Raw genomic sequence first — 16,152 nt, forward strand, 5'->3', positions numbered from 1 at the left:
GGCCCCCGCAACCGGTTCCCACTTGCGGGGTCGCACTCACATGCCCCTCCGCCCGAGCGAGACCGCACGGGCAATGTCGGTCGCCACCTGCGTGCGGGACTGCCGGAAGCTGTCGGCGTCACGCGCCATGATGGTAACGTTGACCCCACCGCCCGCGCCGTAGCTCTGCGCCTCACGCCGGGACAGCACGCGCTCGCCGCGCTGCAGGATCGCCGGCACCTCGTCGTGACGAAGCCCGGCCATGCCGCCGCCATGCATCCGGGGCGCAGCGGCGAAGGCCATGGCCGGGACCATCCGCGAGGGTCCGGCCGATCCGACCATCCCGCCCGCATGCAGGACGCTGGCGAAGATCCCGCCAGCACCGGAGAACACGCCGGAGAGCGCGTTTGCGATCGGCCCGAGGATGAAACGCCGCGCCCCCAACTGGGCGAGATCGGCGAGCAGCGAGGTGACGAGGTCGCGGAAGTTCAGCTTGCCGGTCTTCACGAACTCACCGACCGCGTTCTCGGCCGACTGGAAGGCGCCGACGAGGCTCTGACCGATGTCGCCGCCGATCTCGCGCGCCTTGCTGGCGTAGTCGGACAGCGCGGCGGTGACGGCCTGCCAGCCGGTGACAGCAGCTTCGGTCGCGGGCTCTGCCGCAGCGGCGGCAGTACCGGCCGCTGCGCCTGCACCCGTGGCGGCGCGTCCGGCATTGCCGAGCGCCGTCTCCAGCCGGTCGGCCGCGCCGGTGGCGTCGGTCAGCGCATCGGCACTGGCCTCGTCGGTACCGCGCACGGCATCGCGCAGGGCCTGCCAGCTTTCGAGTGGCGCACGTGCCCCCTCGGCTAGATCGCGGGCCGCGCCACGGTAGAGGTTCGCGGACTCGAGCGCCCGGTTCGCCGCCTCGGTCAGACCGAGGTTGGGTGCGGTGAGCGGGTTGTCCTCGAAGGCCCGATCGAAGGCCGCCTGCGCTGCCGTGGTGGCGGCACTGGCCGCGCCGTCGAAGCGGTTCTCGATCTCGCCGAGGTCGAGGTCGGGCATCAGCGAGATGCGGCGCTCGGACCCGAGGGCTTCCAGCCCCTGGTTGATGCCACCGATGAAGCCGTTGATGCGCGAGACCACGCCGTTCAGCATCGCCTCGACACCGTCGACCAGGCTGTTGGCCGCTTGGAACGCGAGATCGCCAATGACGGCGGGCAGCAGACCCCAGATCGCTTTGATCGCCTCGTACGCCCCCTCGAACGTGTTCGCGGCGATGTTGCCGAAACCGACGACGCTCTCGATGGCGCTCTGCATGCCCGAAGCGGCGTCGGCCTTCAGGTCGAAGAACATCGCCGTGGCCGCAGCGCCCGCCGCAGCCGCGCCCATGCGGATCCGCTCCCAGACCTCGACGGCAAGATCCTTCAGGAGCGACATCGCCTCGCCGAAGCCGCCCGCGCCGGACACGAGGCGGGTGAACTGATAGACGAGTTCGCCCCCGCCGACGATCAGCGCGCCGATGCCGGTGCGGATCAGCGCCCCGCGCAGAACGACGAGCGCCGTGGCGAGGCCCCGGACCGAGAGCGCGGCGGCGGCCATGCCGGCGACCCAGCGACTGGCGAGGAATGCTGCGAAGGTGGCCGCGTAGGTGGTCAGCCGGCCGATGTTGTCGAAGAGGCCGCGGATCGCGATGCCAAGCGGACCGGTGCGGCTGGCCACCGCCGCCATGGCGTTGGCGACAGCTTCCAGCGCGGGGGCCGCGGCGACAGCGAGCTGGTTCGACAGCCCGCGCCAGATCAGACCGAGCCGGGAGATGGCGTCGTTCGTCCGCTCGATCTGGTCGGCGTCCTGCTCGGAGACAACCACTCCGAAGGCTAGGACGTCCTCCGTCGCCTGGCGCAGCGTCGCCGTGTCGATCCGGCTCATCGCGATTGAGCCTTCCTCGCCGAAGAGCTGGCCCGCGACCGCCGCGCGTTCGGCGGCGGGCACGAAGCTCTCGATGGCCGCGTTGATCGCGCCGACCCGTTGGTCCAGCGGCAGCGCGATCAGTTCGGTGGCGGAAAGGCCCAACCGGTCCAGCGCGTCGGCGGCCGGGCCGCTCCCGGCGGCCGCCTGGCTGAGACGCCGCGTCAGATCCTTGGTGGCCTGCTCGATGCCGGACATCGACACGCCAGCCAGCTCGCCCGCGCGCTCCAGGGTCTGGATCGAGGCGACGGTGGTCCCGAGGGACTGCGCGCGCTTGGCTTGTGAATCGACCGTCTGCAGGCCGGAGCGAACCATCGCCACGCCTGCGGCGGCAGCGGCGGCCACGGCGGCGGCTGCAGCCACCGCAACACGGCGGGAGAACGCCGCCAGCCGGGTGTTCGCCGCCTCCATCTCCCGGCTGAGCCGGCCGAAGCCGCGGGACCCGGCTTCACCGACACCTTCCAGTTCGGCCCGCACCTGCCGTCCGCCCACGGCCGCGAGGCGGACGCTAACCCGTTTTTCCGCCATGGGCGTGATCCATCTGTTCGTTGAGCTTTGTGACCATCACCGCCTCGATGACGGGCAGCAGTTCGGCCGTGACGAGCGGCGGCACGCCGAGGGCGTCACCGAGCGCCAGCGCCGCCGACATGTCCCAGCCGATCACCGCGCCGGGGAGCACACGCAGCTGGCCGCCGAGACGACCGACCAGGTCCCAGACCTGCCAACCCTCCGGAGTTTCCGGACGGTTCAGCCGCGCCGGGCAGTCCGGGCAGGCTTTCGCGCAGGCTTGGCAGTATCGGTCGCCGCCGCCGAAGGACCATTCGGCGAGGGCGCGGAGGCGTTTTTTTCCTGTTCCAGCAGCAGGCCCTTGGAGACGTAGGTCAGCTGGAACGCCTCGAAGATCGGCCAGACGTCGAGCAGCGCGTCGATGGCCTCGGGGCTCGGGTCGATGGGATTGCCGTCGGCGTCGCCGATGCCCTCCCAGGCGAGCACCGCGCGGCGGGCCAGCGCCTTGGCGAAGGCGACGGCGCGTTCCTCGTCGAATGCCTCCTCGGGCACCGCTTCGACGGCCGGATCGCTGCGCGTCGCCACCATCAGCGCGGTGGTCAGCGGGCGCAGCTGTACCCGCACGCCGGGGGCGAGGTCGTGCCAGCGTGGCGCGTTGGTCAGGTCGAGCGTCAGCATCGTCAATATACCTCGATGTCGTTGATCAGGGTTGCGGTGCACATCCGGCCGACGACGCTGTCGCGGGCGGCCTGCCAGTCGAAGGTCGCCTGCACGCCCTGCGGCCCGGAAATCTCGATGCGCGGGCGCGGCAGGTAGACGGCATGCACGGTGAACGTGAAGCTCTCGCCCGAGGGCAGGACGTAAGCGAACTCCATCTCGCAGGCCTCGCCGTTGATCGCCTGCGTCACCAGCGTCTGGTCGGCGAACCGCACCTCGATCCGGCCGGTGAGCGCCGCGATGGACGGGTCCGCACCGTCGATGCGGCCGTCGCTCCGGATCGTCTCAATCCGGTCGAGGTTATTGGCATAGGTGATCTCGGCCGAGACCACATTCCCGAGGGCAGAACCGTTGCGGGTGATCGCCCCGTTGAAATGCCCGAAGCGCTTCAGTTCCAGCGCGGCGGGCGTTCCGGCGCTGGTGGTCGTGCCCACCGTCTCGCCCTGCGCCACCAGCCGCGCCGTCGCGGTCAGCAGGCCCGAGCGCTGCATCTGCCAGGTGATCTGGTCGAGCACGCAGCCGGAATACATCGCGTAGCGCGGGATCTCGGGCATGCCGGTCTCGATCGACATGCTCGGCAGCGTCCACGACCCCGACTGGAACTCGTGGGTGTACGGCGCTTCCACGCCCGTGGTCGTCGGTGTTCCGAACGCCGCCTTCAGCCAGAAGCCGAAGGCCTCTGCGTCGAGCGGCACCACGACGTCGCCGTCTGCCGTCACCGCATCCTTGATCGGCGCCAGCGGATCCCGGCCGTAGCCGAGAAGCTCCGAGTTTAGCAGCGGTTGCTCCGCCCCCAGCGAGGTGCTGGCGAAAGGCATGCGGGTGAAGCCGCTGGCGGGCGGCGTGCCATAGACGGTCTCGAACGCAAGCGCCATCTGCGCCCGCGCCCCCTGGGCTCGTGCCATGGTGTTCTCCTCGGGTTTTCGGGATTAGCCGAGCGGGTCGGCCGTGGAATAGTGCAGCACCACTGGGATGACGGCGGCCTTCAGGCTGGCCGCGCCCTCGACCAGCAGGTCCACGGGGCGCGGCGCTTCCGCCTCGACCCAGTCGCAGAGCCCGCCCAGCGTGCGGTCGGCGGCGAGCGCCGAGCCGATGCTGGCAGTCAGCGCGTCGAAGGCAGCGTCACGCTCGGCGCCCTGAATGACCGCCTCGATCTCGGCCCGGTGCTGGTAGTGGTAGCGTAGCGGCGAGAGCGTGGCCTCCGGTTCTCCGGGCTCGCCGTCGCGCAGGATCAGCAGCCCCTCGGTCGGGACACGCTCGGGCAGCACCTCACCGCGCAGGGCAGTGGCGGGCAGCGCCGAAAGCCGCGCATGCAGCGCGGCGAGGATGGTTTCGCGAGGGGTAGGCATATACGTAGCCGTTTAACTTCCTATCTTGACACCGGAGGCCACATCGCATTAGGTAGTCAAATGGCTACCAATCATGCACCCCTTCACAAAGTTTTCGGCGCGCTTTCGGACCCGACACGGCTTGCCGTAGTCGAACAGCTTGTCCAGGGACCGGCATCGGTCTCCCATCTTTCCCAACCCTTTGGCATGGCCCGTCCCACCTTTCTGAAGCACCTTCAGGTTCTGGAGAACGCTGGCATCGTTACATCCGAGAAGGCTGGACGCGTTCGAACCGTCACCCTGTCTCCCAACGCTCTAGACTGGGTCGATACATGGGTACGTCAGCATCGCAAACGTTGGGAGCGCCGCCTGAACGACCTCGGTACAATTCTCGAAAAGGAGATCAATCGATGACCAACGCAGGGCAATCGCACGAAACATTTACTATAGATCGAATTTACCCAAATTGCCTTGACCACGTCTGGGCTTGCTGGGCGGCTGCCGATAAAAAGCGAGCTTGGTTTGGCGACGGCTTGCAAGAGATGGATTTCCGCCCCGGCGGGATTGAACGAGGTGCCTTCCAAGACACGATGGGCGAGCATCAAAACGAAACCAGATACTTCGAAATCTCGGACCGAAATCGCATTGTTCTAGCCTATTCGATGGCGTTGAACGGCCGCGTACACACTGTCTCATTGGCCACGATCGTCTTTGCCGACCATGATGGTGGAACCCGTCTGACCTACACCGAACAGATGTGCGTCATTCCTCCCAGCGACGGCGTCGACGGGCGCCGACACGGATGGGATGCGCTGCTGACAGGGCTGGAGAGTTACTTGTCAGCGGACACGATCGCACAGGCTTAAACGATACGGCAGGGCAAGCCGCCGATCATATCACCTTCCATCCACCCAGTTCCCCACGATCAGCCCCGGCACGCTGTCCAACGCCCGGTCTGCATCTCGTGCGAGGTCCAGCCGCTTCGGCAGCTTCACTTGCGGGACCAACAGGAAGATCGGAGCGGTGACTTTGCCGCGTCCGGTCTTCGAGCGTGACACCACGGCCTGACCCTTCGTGTTCAGCCGTCCCTCCGCCACTAGCAAGCTCGGACCTGTGCGGCGATAGACGAAGCGCAGGCGCAGACCGCGCCGCCGTTCCCATTCGCCGGGCGTTATCCTGCCGCCGCGCAGGGAGTTGCCTGCGGCGGGCAGCGGGATCGCCAGCCAGAACCCGTTTTTCGAGCGGATCAGCGGCCCCGTGTCATGCGCGCCCACGATGACCGGAGCCTTGGACCAGACGAGAGCTGCCGCGTCCAGGCTCTCGCCCGACCTCGGGAAATTCTGGCTGCGGATCGAGTTGGCCAGCCGGGGCCCGAGCCCCGCGCCGGTGATCTGCAAACGCCAGGCGGTCTTCAACCCAGTTCCGGCCTCGCGCATGGCGGCTGTCACCGCGCGTTCGCCCGCCGCCACCTCCGCCGCCATCATCGCAACGATGTCTGGATCGATGTCGAGCTTCAGTTTCACGCGGGCCTCAGATCGACGGTCCAGACCAGCCGCTCGCGGTCGCGGACGGGCTCTCCCTGAATGAGGAAGGCGTCGCCGTCGATTTCCAAGCGATCGCCGGGACGCGGGTTAGCCACCTCGGCCACGCGCAGGTCGATCCGGGTGGTCTCGGACCAGAGGCGCGCATCGCCGAAGTCCGATATGGCGTCAGCGCGCCGGGCGACGGCACGCACCAGAACGGCCGCGCCGCCGCCGGCGATGTAGACTGCGTCCTTGCCGATGTTCGGATCGGCGAAGAGCGCGCCCACGGCGGCGGCAAAGGCGCTCATCAGAAGGCCGCGTTCAGGCGCACGCGGCCGATGGTGTCGCCCGCGCCGCTCGCCACCGCCTCGGTGGCCACGCCGATGAGAGTGTTGTCGGTCGCGACCGTGGTGCAGCGCTTGTTGGTGTCGTCCCAATAGACCTTGGCGCCGACGGTCCAGGCCTGGGAGCCGACCTTGGTGATGTCGAAGACGCCGACGAGCGCGGTCTCGATGGGCTCGCCGAGAGCGGCCGCTCCGGCGGCGATGCCGAAGATGGAACCGACGAGCAGCCCATCGCCAGAGGCGACGGCATAGGGCGCGGTCAGGGTGATGGTGTTGCCGGGCTGGACGTAGTTTTTCATGGGGGTGATCCTCGTGGAAAGACGAAGGGCGGCCCGAAAGGACCGCCCGCGTGTCAGGGTTCAGCATGGGGTGCAGGTTATGCGCCCGGGTTCTTGTAGAGGCCGCGCCAGTCGATGGCCTTGGCGCCGAAGTCGAGGCGGCACTTGATCTCGACGCCGTCGACATCGAACCCGTTGCGGGTCTCGATGTAGGCGCCTTGCTGGCCCTCGAGGTAGGCGTATTCGATGGTGTCGATCTGGTTCGGGCTCGCGGCCAGATACCACGCGGTCTCGCTGGCGGCGTCGAGCCGCGGCTCGCTGATCGGCGCGAGCGTGCGGATCGACTGCGGCACCACGCTGGACGTCGCGGCGGGCACCAGGTTCTGGGCGACCAGCTGCTCGGCCCTCAGCTCCAGCGAGGCGGGAACGATCAGGAAGGCCGGACGGACGTTCAGCACCGTCTTCTTGTCGAGACCGGTCTGCTTGGCCATCGCCGCTCGGGCCGCACCCACGCTGCTCACGTCGAGCGCGGCGCCGGTGCCCGCGAGGTTCTTGTGCGTGGTGTGGAAGAGCGCGTTGCCATCGGCCATCGCCGGGTTTGCGGTGATGATGCCCCAGACCACGTCCGACTCCAGTTGCGCGATGGAGTTGCCGTACATCGCCGGAATCCGGGTGAAGGCGTCGAGATCGTCGTTGATCAGGGTCTGGCGGGTGATCGCGACCACCCGGCCATAGGTCTTGACCTTGTAGCTCTCCTTGCTCTCGCCCAGCGTCCCACGCTTGAACTCGCCGCTTTCGCCGACCTCGAGCAGTTGCGGCGCTTCGCCGAGCTGGACCCGGTGCATGGCCTTGAAGTCGGTGGCGAGCACCTGGCGGCAGAACAGCATGAAGGTGCGGGGATAGGCCTCGTAGGCCTGCCGCAGCGTCTTGTTGGTGACGGCCGAGAGGATCTCGGGGAAGTCCGAGGTCGAATGCAGGGCGCGGGTCGCCACCTCGTCGCGCGAGAGCCCCCGCGTGTTGACCCCGGCATTGCCGAGGCTTTCGCGGGCCAGTTCCAGCAGCGTCATGCCGCGGTACTGCCGGGCGGCGTCCTCCAGCTGGAACAGCGTCGGGCTGTAGCGATGCAGCAGCGCGTTCGCCACCGCGTCGCGGCGGGTGATCCGCTCGTCCCGGCCGCCAAGCGGGACAGAGACATGGGGGAAGGTCCGGATCTCGTCGGATTTCGCCGCGACCTGATCGAGGATCAGGCGGCGGGACTCGTCGACGCTGACGCCGCGCTTGACCAGATCCTCGGCGAAGCCGCGCTCGAGGTTCAGCCGCCCGGCCAGATCGTAGATGGTCGAGACGCGGTCACGTTCGGCCTCGCGGGCGCGGGTGGCGACGGCTTCGGTGTCGGACGCAGGCCCTGCCTGTGTCTTCGGCTGGCTGCGCGTCTCACTTGCTTGGACCTTCGGTTCGCTGGCGGCGACCTTCGGGTCGGGCGCCGGTTTCGGCTCGGTCATGGGGGTGTCCTCGGTATCATTCGGCTCGGTCGGCTGGGTGGTGGCGGGGGTTGCGGCGTCGCTCGCCGGGGTCTGGGTCTTGTCCGTCATCGGGATCGGTCCTTTCGGGCTGGAAGGGGCGTCCCGGCGGTGAAGGACGCAGTCGTGAAGGGGGTGCTGGGCGCGGAAGCCCGCTGCGGGGTCGGCGCCGACCGCGACGGCGGAGACCTCGAAGGGCGTCCAGTCCACCGCGCGCCAGAGTTCGCGCGCAGCCTCGGGTTTCGAGACCTCGAAGCGGTGGACCTGGTAGCCGATGGAGACCGCGCGGATGTGGCCTGCCTGGATGTCGCGCCAGATCGGCTCGACGTCGTCGCGCTCGCTGATCCGCACGAGCGCGATGCCCCGGCCGTTCTCGATCCGGGCGGAACCGGGGACGACCGACCCGATCACCGCATCGAGCGTGTCGAGCTCATGCACCTTCAGAAACGGCGCGCCCGCATTCAGCCGGTCGAGCCGGACATGGGCGGGGTCGAGGCTCAGCTCCTCGTCGTAGGGCTCGCCGAAGAAGGTGGCGCGGCGGACGCGCGCCCCGGCCGACCAGACCACCTCGACGGTGCGGCTGTCAGCGTCGGCGGTGTTCGGCGCAAGCTCCGCCGACCGGCGCATGGCCGGCAGTTCGATCATCGTGTCCATGGGTCAGTCCTGTTGGTCGGCCTGCGCCGGGTCATTGTCCGCGTCGGCGGCCGGGTCGTCGGTGTCTGGTTCGTTGGCGGCCGGATCGGTCGCCGGATCGCTGCTCTGCGCGCTGCCGGTCTTGGTCACCCGCCGCGGGTCGGTGTCGAGCACCAGCCCCAGCGCGTCGAGCTTGGCGTTGGTCGCGGCGATCTCGGCCAGCACGGCGTCGGGGTTGCGGCCCTGTTTCGCGATCACCTCGGCCAGCGTCATGGTGCCGGAGCGGATCGAGAGCAGGTTCGCCATCGCGTCCTTCTGCGGATCGACCGCCTCGAACTTCGGCGGCGACCATTCGACCGGCACGATGGGCGACGGGATTTGCCCTGCCGCCCATGCGGCCTCGGTGAACCATCGCCATACCGGCGCGCAGAACATCGGAATGAAGAGCTGCCACTGCACGGCGTCGATCTGGCGGCGGAACTCGACGAGCCCCGCGCGGATCGAGGAATAGTTCACCTGTGACAGATCGCCGGTCAGCAGCTCGTAGGGCACCCTGAACCCGGCCGAGATCGTGTGCAGGCTCGCGCGCTTGTATTCGCCATAGCCGCCGGTGGCCGAGGGCTGGTTGAAGCGGATGTCCTTGCCGCCGCGGGCATAGGCGATCAGCCCCGGCTCGAACTGCTCGACCCGGTTGCCATCGGCATCGACCACTGAGGGTGCGATGCCCTGCTGCGCCTCGTCATCGCCGAAGACGATGGCAGTCACGCAGGCCTCGGTCTTCTTGCGGACCAGTTCGGCCACCTCGTAATCGTCGAGATCGCGCAAGCTGCGGATGACCGGCGCGCCCCAGGGAACGCCGCGCGCCTGCGTGCGCTGCTTCTCGTAGACATGGGCGATCTCTGACGCTGGCACCGGGCGGCTCTGCAACCCGTTCTGCAATGCGTCATAGGCGTCACCGGGATGTTCGGCATGGAGCCAATAGGCTCGGCGCTTCCCGACCGGGTCGAACTCGATCCCCTGCACCAGTCGTCCCGCGCCGAGGGCGCCGGATTTCGTGGCGTCGAGGAAGTCGGCTTCCAGCACCTGCAATTGCAGCGGCACCGGCAGACCGTCGCTCGCGCGCCGCAGGCGGCGGCGCACCAGAACCTCGCCCGCCTCGACCATCTCGCGGCAGATCAGCGTCTGCAGGCCGTAGAAGTCGAGCTGGCCGTCGGCGTCGCACTCCGCCGTCCAGCGTTCGAAGAGGGCGTCGACCTTCCGGTCCAGCGTGTCGTCGCCGCTCGCGGCGCGCGGCATGATCCCCGCGCCGATGATGTTGTTGACCAGCACCGCCACGGCTTTCGCCGCATGCGGGTTGTTGCGCACGAGGTCGCGCATCCGGTCGCGCAGCAGCGCCCCGGCGACGCCGATCTCGGTATCGGCCGAGGATCCCGGCGCGCGCCAGCCCTCCGTCCGCCGCCCGCGTGCGGCCCCGTCGTAGCCGCGCGTCAGGGTCTCGAAGGCCTGACGCGCCATCACGCGGCGTGCCGCCATGCGCGGCGCCACCGTGGCGATGGCATGATCGAACCAGGTCGCCGACATCACCGGTCCCCGCGCGAGAAGCCAGCGAGCCCGGCCACCGGCAATGGCCGTGTCGTTCCCGCGATGGCGCGCTCGATGGTCCGAATGCGGGCCAGCAGGTCCTCGGCCGAGCCATAGTCTACGGATTTTCCATCGTAGCTGACCCGGGTGGTGCCGCTGGCATAGGCCCGGCGCAGCGCCGAGAGCTCGGTTTCCGTCCAGTCTGCCATTAAAACCATCCTCCGCGCCGTCCGAGCCAGTCGGAGCGGCGCTTGCCCTGCGGGGCCTGTCCCGGCCGGTTGATCTGCCCGGCGGGATCGGTGTCGGCGGGGGCCGCCCCGAGCTGATCCTCGAGGTCGCGCCATTTCTCCTCGGGCCAGCGGTCCGCGCCCGCGATCCAGGCGGCGGCGCGGGCATAGACCCGGCAGTCCAGCGCCTCGTTGCGTTCGCGTAGCTTCTGCCATTCCAGCCGGGCGAAACCGCGCTTCGTGCGCACCGTCACCAGCTGTTCGGCGACGAACTGCTTCAGCCATTCGTTCTCGACCCAGTGCGGCAGATGCACCGATCCGGGCGGGAATGCCGCCCCGTCGGCCATGTCCTCCTCGGTCGGGCGCGCCAGCCGCAGGAAGCGGTAGGTCTCGGCCTTGAAGGTCGAGACCGCCACGGTCCAGAGCCGCGCGCCGCGCCGCAGACGTTTGCCGCCCTCGGTCGCGTCGACGAAGGTCGGTCCCGAGACAGGGCTCGAACGGTTGAACCCCTCGACGCCCTTCACCGGCGACACCTGCGCGAACCCCTGCGCCCGCGACCATGAATAGACCGCAGGAGCCTCGTAGCCCGTGTCGATGGCGAGACGCGCGATCCGAAGATGCGCGCCGCGTTCATGCGGCCAGGACCGGTCCAGAAGTGCTGTCAGTTCCGACCACGCGTCGTGCCGGTCGGGACCGCCCTCGATGACGACATGATCGACGAGCCAGCTTTCCAGCCCACGCCCCCATGCCCAGATATCGACCTCGATCCGGTCCTTCTGGACGTCGGCGCCCGCGGTCAGGAACAGCCCGCCAGCAGGCACTGTGCCGGATGTCCAGCGCTCGCGGCGGTCGTAAAGCCGCTGCCAGTCGGGGGCTTCACCGGTCTCGACCCAAGTCTCACCGAGGATCGTGTTGCGGAACGCCTTGATCGCCTCGTCAGAGCCCTGCGCCGCGTCCCATGCCCGCACGATCCGCTCCCAGCTCAGCCAGCCGATCGGCGAATAAAGTGCCGAGAGGTGATACCCGACCGTGGTCGGATCGGCGGCGGTGGCGGTCGCCCGCCATTCGCCGCCCTCCAGCATCGCCGTCTTGTGGTGTTCCGCGATTGCCGCGTCGCAGCCCTCGCAGTGGTATTCCGCCGTCTCCGGGCGGCCCTTCTGCCAGCGCAGCCTGTCGAACTTCAGCCACTGCATCGCACCGCAATGCGGGCACGGCACGAAGAACCGGCGCTGGTCCGATGCCTCGTATTCCCGTTCGATCCGGCTCAGGCCCCGGATCGTCGGCGTCGAAACCAGGAAGACCTTGCGCCGATGGGCGAAGGTCAGCGACCGGGCTTCCGCCAGCGTGACCGGGTCACCTTCCTCGTCGGCCGAGGCCGGATAGGCATCGACCTCGTCGAGGAAGATGTAGCGCGCCGGGGTGGACCGCAGCCCGACCGCCGAGTTCGCACCGGTCATGATCAGGATGCCGCCCGCGAATTCCTTCGACAGCATCGTGTTGCCGGCGTCGCGTGACCGCGCCGGTTTGACCCGTTCCCGCAGGTCGGGGCTCTCGTCGATCAGCGGGTCGATCCGCTGGCGCGAGTTTCGCTTCGCCAGTTCCACCGTCGGCTGGACCGCCAGCATCGGGCCCGGCGCCTGGTGGATGGCAAAGCCGATCCAGTTGTTGCCGGCCTCGGTCGCCCCGACCTGTGCCGCCTTCATGAACACGATCCGCTGTGTGGGATCGCCGGGCGACAGCCGGTCCATGATCTCGCGCATGTAAGGCGTGCGCACCGTGCGATACCGCCCCGGTTCGGCCGAGGCGCGGCCCGAGAGCATGCGGTGCCGGTCGGCCCATTCCGACACGGTCAGGTCCGGGTCGGGCCGCAGCCCGTTGCCCCAGGCACGCAGGATCTCGCCCGCGTCGTCGAAGTCCGTCAGGCCATCGCCGCTCTCACCGGAAGTCGGGCCGGACCTCGGCGAGTTCGTCGAGGTGGGCGCGTACATGTCTCTCCAGGACCTTCTGCATCGCGGCTGGCTCCACGGCGACCTGCTGGCCGGTCGCGTCGCTGCACGAGGCCGAGAGCTCGGCCGCCATCAGCGCCGCCACGCGCGCAGGCCAGGTCACCCACGCATCCCGTTCCTCCCGCGCCAAGCGGAACACCAGCGCCAGCGCGCGGGCCCGCTCGATCAACTCCCCCTTCAGCTTCTGGAGACGGATGCGCCGTTCCTGCGCCTTCAGCACCTCGTTCGCGGTCTTGGCCTGCAGGAAGGTCGTACCGCCGCCGACAGCCGGGGCAGTCAGTCCCTGCTCACGCAGGGTGTCGCCAACGGCGGCCACCGCTACCTCGGGGACGGGCTTCAGCTTTGGCGCAGGCGGTTTTCTGGTCTTCGACGGGTCTGTCGTCTCGGCACGCCGGGCGTCGCTGGCGGCTGCGTTGATGCTGCCGTCCGGATAGAGGACCAGCCGCTCGGCCGCCTTCGCCTTCTGGATCGCGCCGCGCGACAGCCCGACATGCGCGGCGTACTGGCGCTCGCTCATGCCCTGCATCGACGGCTCCGATTATCATTCAAGATCATGTGCTTATCGAGTTGATAAGCATGGCGGAGAGAGCGAACGTCACTCCAACGAAGCGATGCAACTCACCAAGGAGCCAGCCGGATGACCCGCCGCGCACAGGACAACACGAAAGCCCTCGACGCCTTCCTCGCCGCCAAGTCCGAGATCGACGCGATGCTGGAGCGACTCGCCGCCCTGAGCGCCGACCATTTCGAGACCCACCCCGACGAGATCAATTGGGGCCATGTCGGCACCCTGAACCACTACCGCGCCAAGCTGCGCGAGATCACCGACATGGCCTTCAGCGAAGGCGAACACGCCGAGTGAGACGACCCGCTCCCGGTCCCGCCCGCCGACCGGCGGGCTCGACCTCGTAGAAGGGCCTGCATTCCGCGCGCCCCGATACGGGAGACGACGATGACCAAGCTTTCCGATACCCAAGCCCTGATCCTGAGCGCCGCCGCCCAGCGGCCCGAGCACATAGCCCTGCCGCTGCCCGAAAGCCTGCGCGGTGGCGCCGCCACCAAGGTGGTCGGCGCGATGCTCGCCAAGGGCTTCCTGCAGGAGGTCGACGCCGACATGCGCAAGGGCGAGCCCGTCTGGCGCGAGACCGGCGACGGCCACGGCGTCACGCTGGTCGCCACCGACGCAGGCCTCGCCGCCATCGGCATCGAGACCGAGGACGCGAACCCCGCGCCTGTAGGCGCGACGGACGCGCCGACCGAGGAGCCCGGGCCGGACACCCCCAACGAACCGAAGACTGCGCCCAAGGCGCGCACACCGCGCGAGGGCACCAAGCAGGCCACCCTGATCGCCATGCTGCGCGCGCCGGACGGCGCGACCATCGAGGAGATCATGGCCGCGACGGGCTGGCAGTCTCACACGGTGCGCGGCGCGATGGCCGGGGCGCTGAAGAAGAAACTCGGGCTCGAGGTGTCCTCGGAGAAGGTCGAGAGCCGGGGGCGCGTTTACAAACTCCCCGCCGCCTGACGCGCCGGACGCCGACAAGCTGATGGCCGCCGTCCCGCCGAGGCGGCGGTCGATCATTTGGCGCTCCGCATCCGGATCGCCTCGAACACCCGCCGCAAGGCGAAGGAACGCGCTATCGACACGATGGTGAAGATGGCGCCCATCTTCAGGTTCTGCGCCAGCGTCGTGTGCAGGCCGAAGATCGGGAAGATCAGGATCTGCGTCATGACCGCGACGCCGTAGCCGACGATCACGTTGGCGACGGACTCGACCAGAGACATGAGGCGCGACTGCTTCATGCGGCGGACTTGCGCTTTCGCGCGGGTTCGGGTTCGGGTTCGGCGTCCGTGTCCAGCGTCTCGGCTGGTGGTTCGGCGTCGCCGCACAGCCGCTCGGTTCTCACCTGCGTGAAGGTCCGGCCATCGCCGTCGAGGATCGCGTCCTTGCCGGTTTCGGCCTGCCAGCGTTCAACGGCGACATCGACATAGGCCGGGCTGATTTCCATCGCGAAGACGCGGCGGCCATTGGCCTCGCCCGCCATGATCTGCGAACCGGAGCCCGAGAACGGCTCGTAACAGAGCCCGCCTCGGGCGACGTGCTGGCGCATTGGGATGCCAAACGCGTCGAGAGGCTTCGGGGTCGGGTGGTCGGGGCGCTCGTCCTTGGCGAAGGACGGCATCTCCCAGGTCGAGGGCAGCGTCTGCTCGGCCACCTTCGGCGGGCGGTTCGGACGACGCCAGCCCATGAAGCAGGGCTCGTGCTTCCAGAGGTAGTGTGAGCGGGTGAGAACCCCGCGGTCCTTCACCCAGATGATCTGCTGGTGGACGAAAGCGCCCGCCTTCTCCCAGCAGGCCTCCAGCATCGCCTGGCGGCGGGAGGCGTGCCAGCAGTACCAGGCGGCATCCTCGGCGATGGCCTCGGCGACCGCCGCAGCGATGAAGCCGTCGTAGAGTTCCGCCCCCTGCGAACTGTCGTCCCAGGTAGTTCCATAGGACGCCGACCAATCCTTGTTGCGGGTCGGATGGTTCGAGCCGTCGTAGTCCACGAGGTACGGCGGATCGGTCGCGAACAGGATTGCGCGCTCGCCATTCATCAGGCGGCGGACATCATCGTGGCTGGTGCTGTCGCCGCAGAGCAGCCGGTGATCGCCGAGGATCCAGAGATCGCCCGTCCGCGACGCCGGATTGCGTGGGGGTTCGGGGATGGTCACCGGCGGCACTGAGCCCCCGGCGCCACCTTCTTCCCCGTCCCCCTCCGGCACGAAGGCCAGCAGCTTGTCCAACTCGCCGTCGGAAAAGCCGACCAGCGACAGCTCGAAATCCTCGGCCAGCAGATCGTTCAGTTCCGCCGACAGCAGCGCCTCGTCCCAGGTGCCGAGTTCCGTCAGCTTGTTGTCCGCGATCCTGTAGGCCCGGCGCTGCGCCTCGGTCAGATGGCCCAGCACAATCACCGGCGCTGCGGTCAGCCCGAGCTGCGTCGCGGCCAGCACGCGCCCGTGCCCCGCGATCAGTTCCCCGTCCTCGCCGACGAGGCAAGGCACGGTCCAGCCGAACTCGGCCATGCTGGCGGCGATCTTCGCGACCTGGTCCGCGCCATGCGCCTTCGCGTTCTTCGCGTAGGGCTGGAGGCGCGACAGCGGCCACGTCTCGATCGCGTCCGGGGCGAAGCTCAGCGTCATGGTGGGCAAGGTTCCTCGGTCGGGTGGATGCCGGTGGCTTCCGGACTCCGGATGCCGCGCCGGACTCCTCACGGGGTCCAGCGGCCACCAAGGGTGTCCAGCTTCAAAGGCTTGATTTTGCGGTGTTTCAGGCGGGTTCAGGCGGCGCTGGCTTCCGGGTGGCTTCCCAAAAAATCGGCCCTGTCGCTGGCGATGCGTCGCGCTTCGCCCGCCAGCATACGAATGTCGCCAGGAAGGAACCGGAAACTGCCGTGGGATGGACCCCGGCCGGACCCTCGCTGGATACCGGGGTCCAGAAGAGCCCCGTCAACGCAAAGGGGAGAGCGAGCTTTCCAGCGCACTCTCCCCATCTTGCCTTCGGAATAGCATGGATCTGTTGC

19 protein-coding genes are annotated in these 16,152 nt (G+C 68.6%); 4 read left to right on the forward strand and 15 right to left on the reverse strand.

Annotated elements, in window-relative coordinates:
• Positions 1–36: 36 nt before the first annotated feature.
• The 5 genes from OC159_RS13900 to OC159_RS13920 form a co-directional block, all read right to left on the reverse strand.
• Positions 37–2,454, reverse strand: coding sequence for a phage tail tape measure C-terminal domain-containing protein (locus tag OC159_RS13900; protein ID WP_265501779.1), 2,418 nt, complete (start codon positions 2,452–2,454; stop codon positions 37–39).
• Positions 2,435–2,590: a DUF7697 family protein gene (locus OC159_RS13905; protein WP_265501780.1), complete on the reverse strand. Its 156-nt coding sequence runs from the start codon at positions 2,588–2,590 to the stop codon at positions 2,435–2,437. The genes OC159_RS13900 and OC159_RS13905 overlap by 20 nt, the downstream gene beginning before the upstream one ends.
• A gap of 83 nt (positions 2,591–2,673) precedes the next feature.
• On the reverse strand, positions 2,674–3,111 hold the full coding sequence (locus OC159_RS13910; RefSeq protein WP_265501781.1) for a hypothetical protein: 438 nt from the start codon (positions 3,109–3,111) through the stop codon (positions 2,674–2,676).
• Between the two features lie 2 nt (positions 3,112–3,113).
• A complete protein-coding gene (locus OC159_RS13915; RefSeq protein WP_265501782.1) occupies positions 3,114–4,055 on the reverse strand; it encodes a phage tail tube protein in 942 nt (313 codons plus the stop codon).
• A gap of 24 nt (positions 4,056–4,079) precedes the next feature.
• Entirely contained in the window at positions 4,080–4,499 is a 420-nt protein-coding gene (locus tag OC159_RS13920) for an acyl-CoA transferase (protein ID WP_265501783.1), read from the reverse strand.
• 60 nt (positions 4,500–4,559) lie between these two features.
• On the opposite strand from OC159_RS13920, the gene OC159_RS13925 reads away from it, so the two are divergent.
• The gene (locus OC159_RS13925; RefSeq protein ID WP_265501784.1) at positions 4,560–4,892 is read left to right on the forward strand and encodes an ArsR/SmtB family transcription factor; all 333 of its coding nucleotides are present in this window, start codon (positions 4,560–4,562) and stop codon (positions 4,890–4,892) included.
• Positions 4,889–5,344, forward strand: coding sequence for an SRPBCC domain-containing protein (locus tag OC159_RS13930; protein WP_265501785.1), 456 nt, complete (start codon positions 4,889–4,891; stop codon positions 5,342–5,344). The genes OC159_RS13925 and OC159_RS13930 overlap by 4 nt, the downstream gene beginning before the upstream one ends.
• Positions 5,345–5,374: 30 nt before the next feature.
• On the opposite strand, the gene OC159_RS13935 is transcribed toward OC159_RS13930, so the two are convergent.
• From OC159_RS13935 to OC159_RS13970, 8 genes are all read right to left on the reverse strand, one after another.
• On the reverse strand, positions 5,375–6,001 hold the full coding sequence (locus tag OC159_RS13935) for a DUF6441 family protein (protein WP_265501786.1): 627 nt from the start codon (positions 5,999–6,001) through the stop codon (positions 5,375–5,377).
• The gene (locus OC159_RS13940; RefSeq protein WP_265501787.1) at positions 5,998–6,309 is read right to left on the reverse strand and encodes a head-tail joining protein; all 312 of its coding nucleotides are present in this window, start codon (positions 6,307–6,309) and stop codon (positions 5,998–6,000) included. Before OC159_RS13940 ends, OC159_RS13935 begins: the two co-directional genes overlap by 4 nt.
• The gene (locus OC159_RS13945; protein ID WP_265501788.1) at positions 6,309–6,644 is read right to left on the reverse strand and encodes a DUF2190 family protein; all 336 of its coding nucleotides are present in this window, start codon (positions 6,642–6,644) and stop codon (positions 6,309–6,311) included. Before OC159_RS13945 ends, OC159_RS13940 begins: the two co-directional genes overlap by 1 nt.
• A 77-nt stretch (positions 6,645–6,721) precedes the next feature.
• Complete coding sequence (locus tag OC159_RS13950) at positions 6,722–8,797, reverse strand: prohead protease/major capsid protein fusion protein (RefSeq protein ID WP_265501789.1); 2,076 nt, start codon at positions 8,795–8,797, stop codon at positions 6,722–6,724.
• Between the two features lie 3 nt (positions 8,798–8,800).
• Positions 8,801–10,357 (reverse strand): phage portal protein, encoded by a 1,557-nt coding sequence (locus OC159_RS13955; RefSeq protein WP_265501790.1) that lies wholly within the window; start codon positions 10,355–10,357, stop codon positions 8,801–8,803.
• Positions 10,357–10,566, reverse strand: a complete 210-nt coding sequence (locus tag OC159_RS13960) for a phage head-tail joining protein (protein WP_028031038.1) — start codon at positions 10,564–10,566, stop codon at positions 10,357–10,359. The genes OC159_RS13955 and OC159_RS13960 overlap by 1 nt, the downstream gene beginning before the upstream one ends.
• Entirely contained in the window at positions 10,566–12,572 is a 2,007-nt protein-coding gene (locus OC159_RS13965; protein ID WP_265501791.1) for a phage terminase large subunit family protein, read from the reverse strand. Before OC159_RS13965 ends, OC159_RS13960 begins: the two co-directional genes overlap by 1 nt.
• Positions 12,520–13,116 carry a hypothetical protein gene (locus OC159_RS13970; RefSeq protein WP_265501792.1) on the reverse strand — a complete coding sequence of 199 codons (597 nt, stop codon included), beginning with the start codon at positions 13,114–13,116 and terminating at the stop codon, positions 12,520–12,522. The genes OC159_RS13965 and OC159_RS13970 overlap by 53 nt, the downstream gene beginning before the upstream one ends.
• 111 nt (positions 13,117–13,227) lie before the next feature.
• Here OC159_RS13970 and OC159_RS13975 point away from each other — a divergent pair, with 111 nt between their 5' ends.
• Entirely contained in the window at positions 13,228–13,452 is a 225-nt protein-coding gene (locus OC159_RS13975; protein WP_149125626.1) for a hypothetical protein, read from the forward strand.
• Between the two features lie 90 nt (positions 13,453–13,542).
• Positions 13,543–14,115 carry a DUF3489 domain-containing protein gene (locus OC159_RS13980; protein ID WP_265501793.1) on the forward strand — a complete coding sequence of 191 codons (573 nt, stop codon included), beginning with the start codon at positions 13,543–13,545 and terminating at the stop codon, positions 14,113–14,115.
• Positions 14,116–14,168: 53 nt separating this feature from the next.
• Here the strand turns inward: OC159_RS13980 and OC159_RS13985 are convergent, their stop codons facing one another.
• Positions 14,169–14,393 carry a DUF7220 family protein gene (locus tag OC159_RS13985; protein ID WP_265501794.1) on the reverse strand — a complete coding sequence of 75 codons (225 nt, stop codon included), beginning with the start codon at positions 14,391–14,393 and terminating at the stop codon, positions 14,169–14,171.
• Complete coding sequence (locus tag OC159_RS13990; protein ID WP_265501795.1) at positions 14,390–15,772, reverse strand: site-specific DNA-methyltransferase; 1,383 nt, start codon at positions 15,770–15,772, stop codon at positions 14,390–14,392. The genes OC159_RS13985 and OC159_RS13990 overlap by 4 nt, the downstream gene beginning before the upstream one ends.
• Positions 15,773–16,152: the final 380 nt, after the last annotated feature.

Source organism: Paracoccus beibuensis, from assembly GCF_026162625.1.
In the GTDB taxonomy this organism is placed as follows: Bacteria; Pseudomonadota; Alphaproteobacteria; order Rhodobacterales; family Rhodobacteraceae; genus Paracoccus; species Paracoccus beibuensis.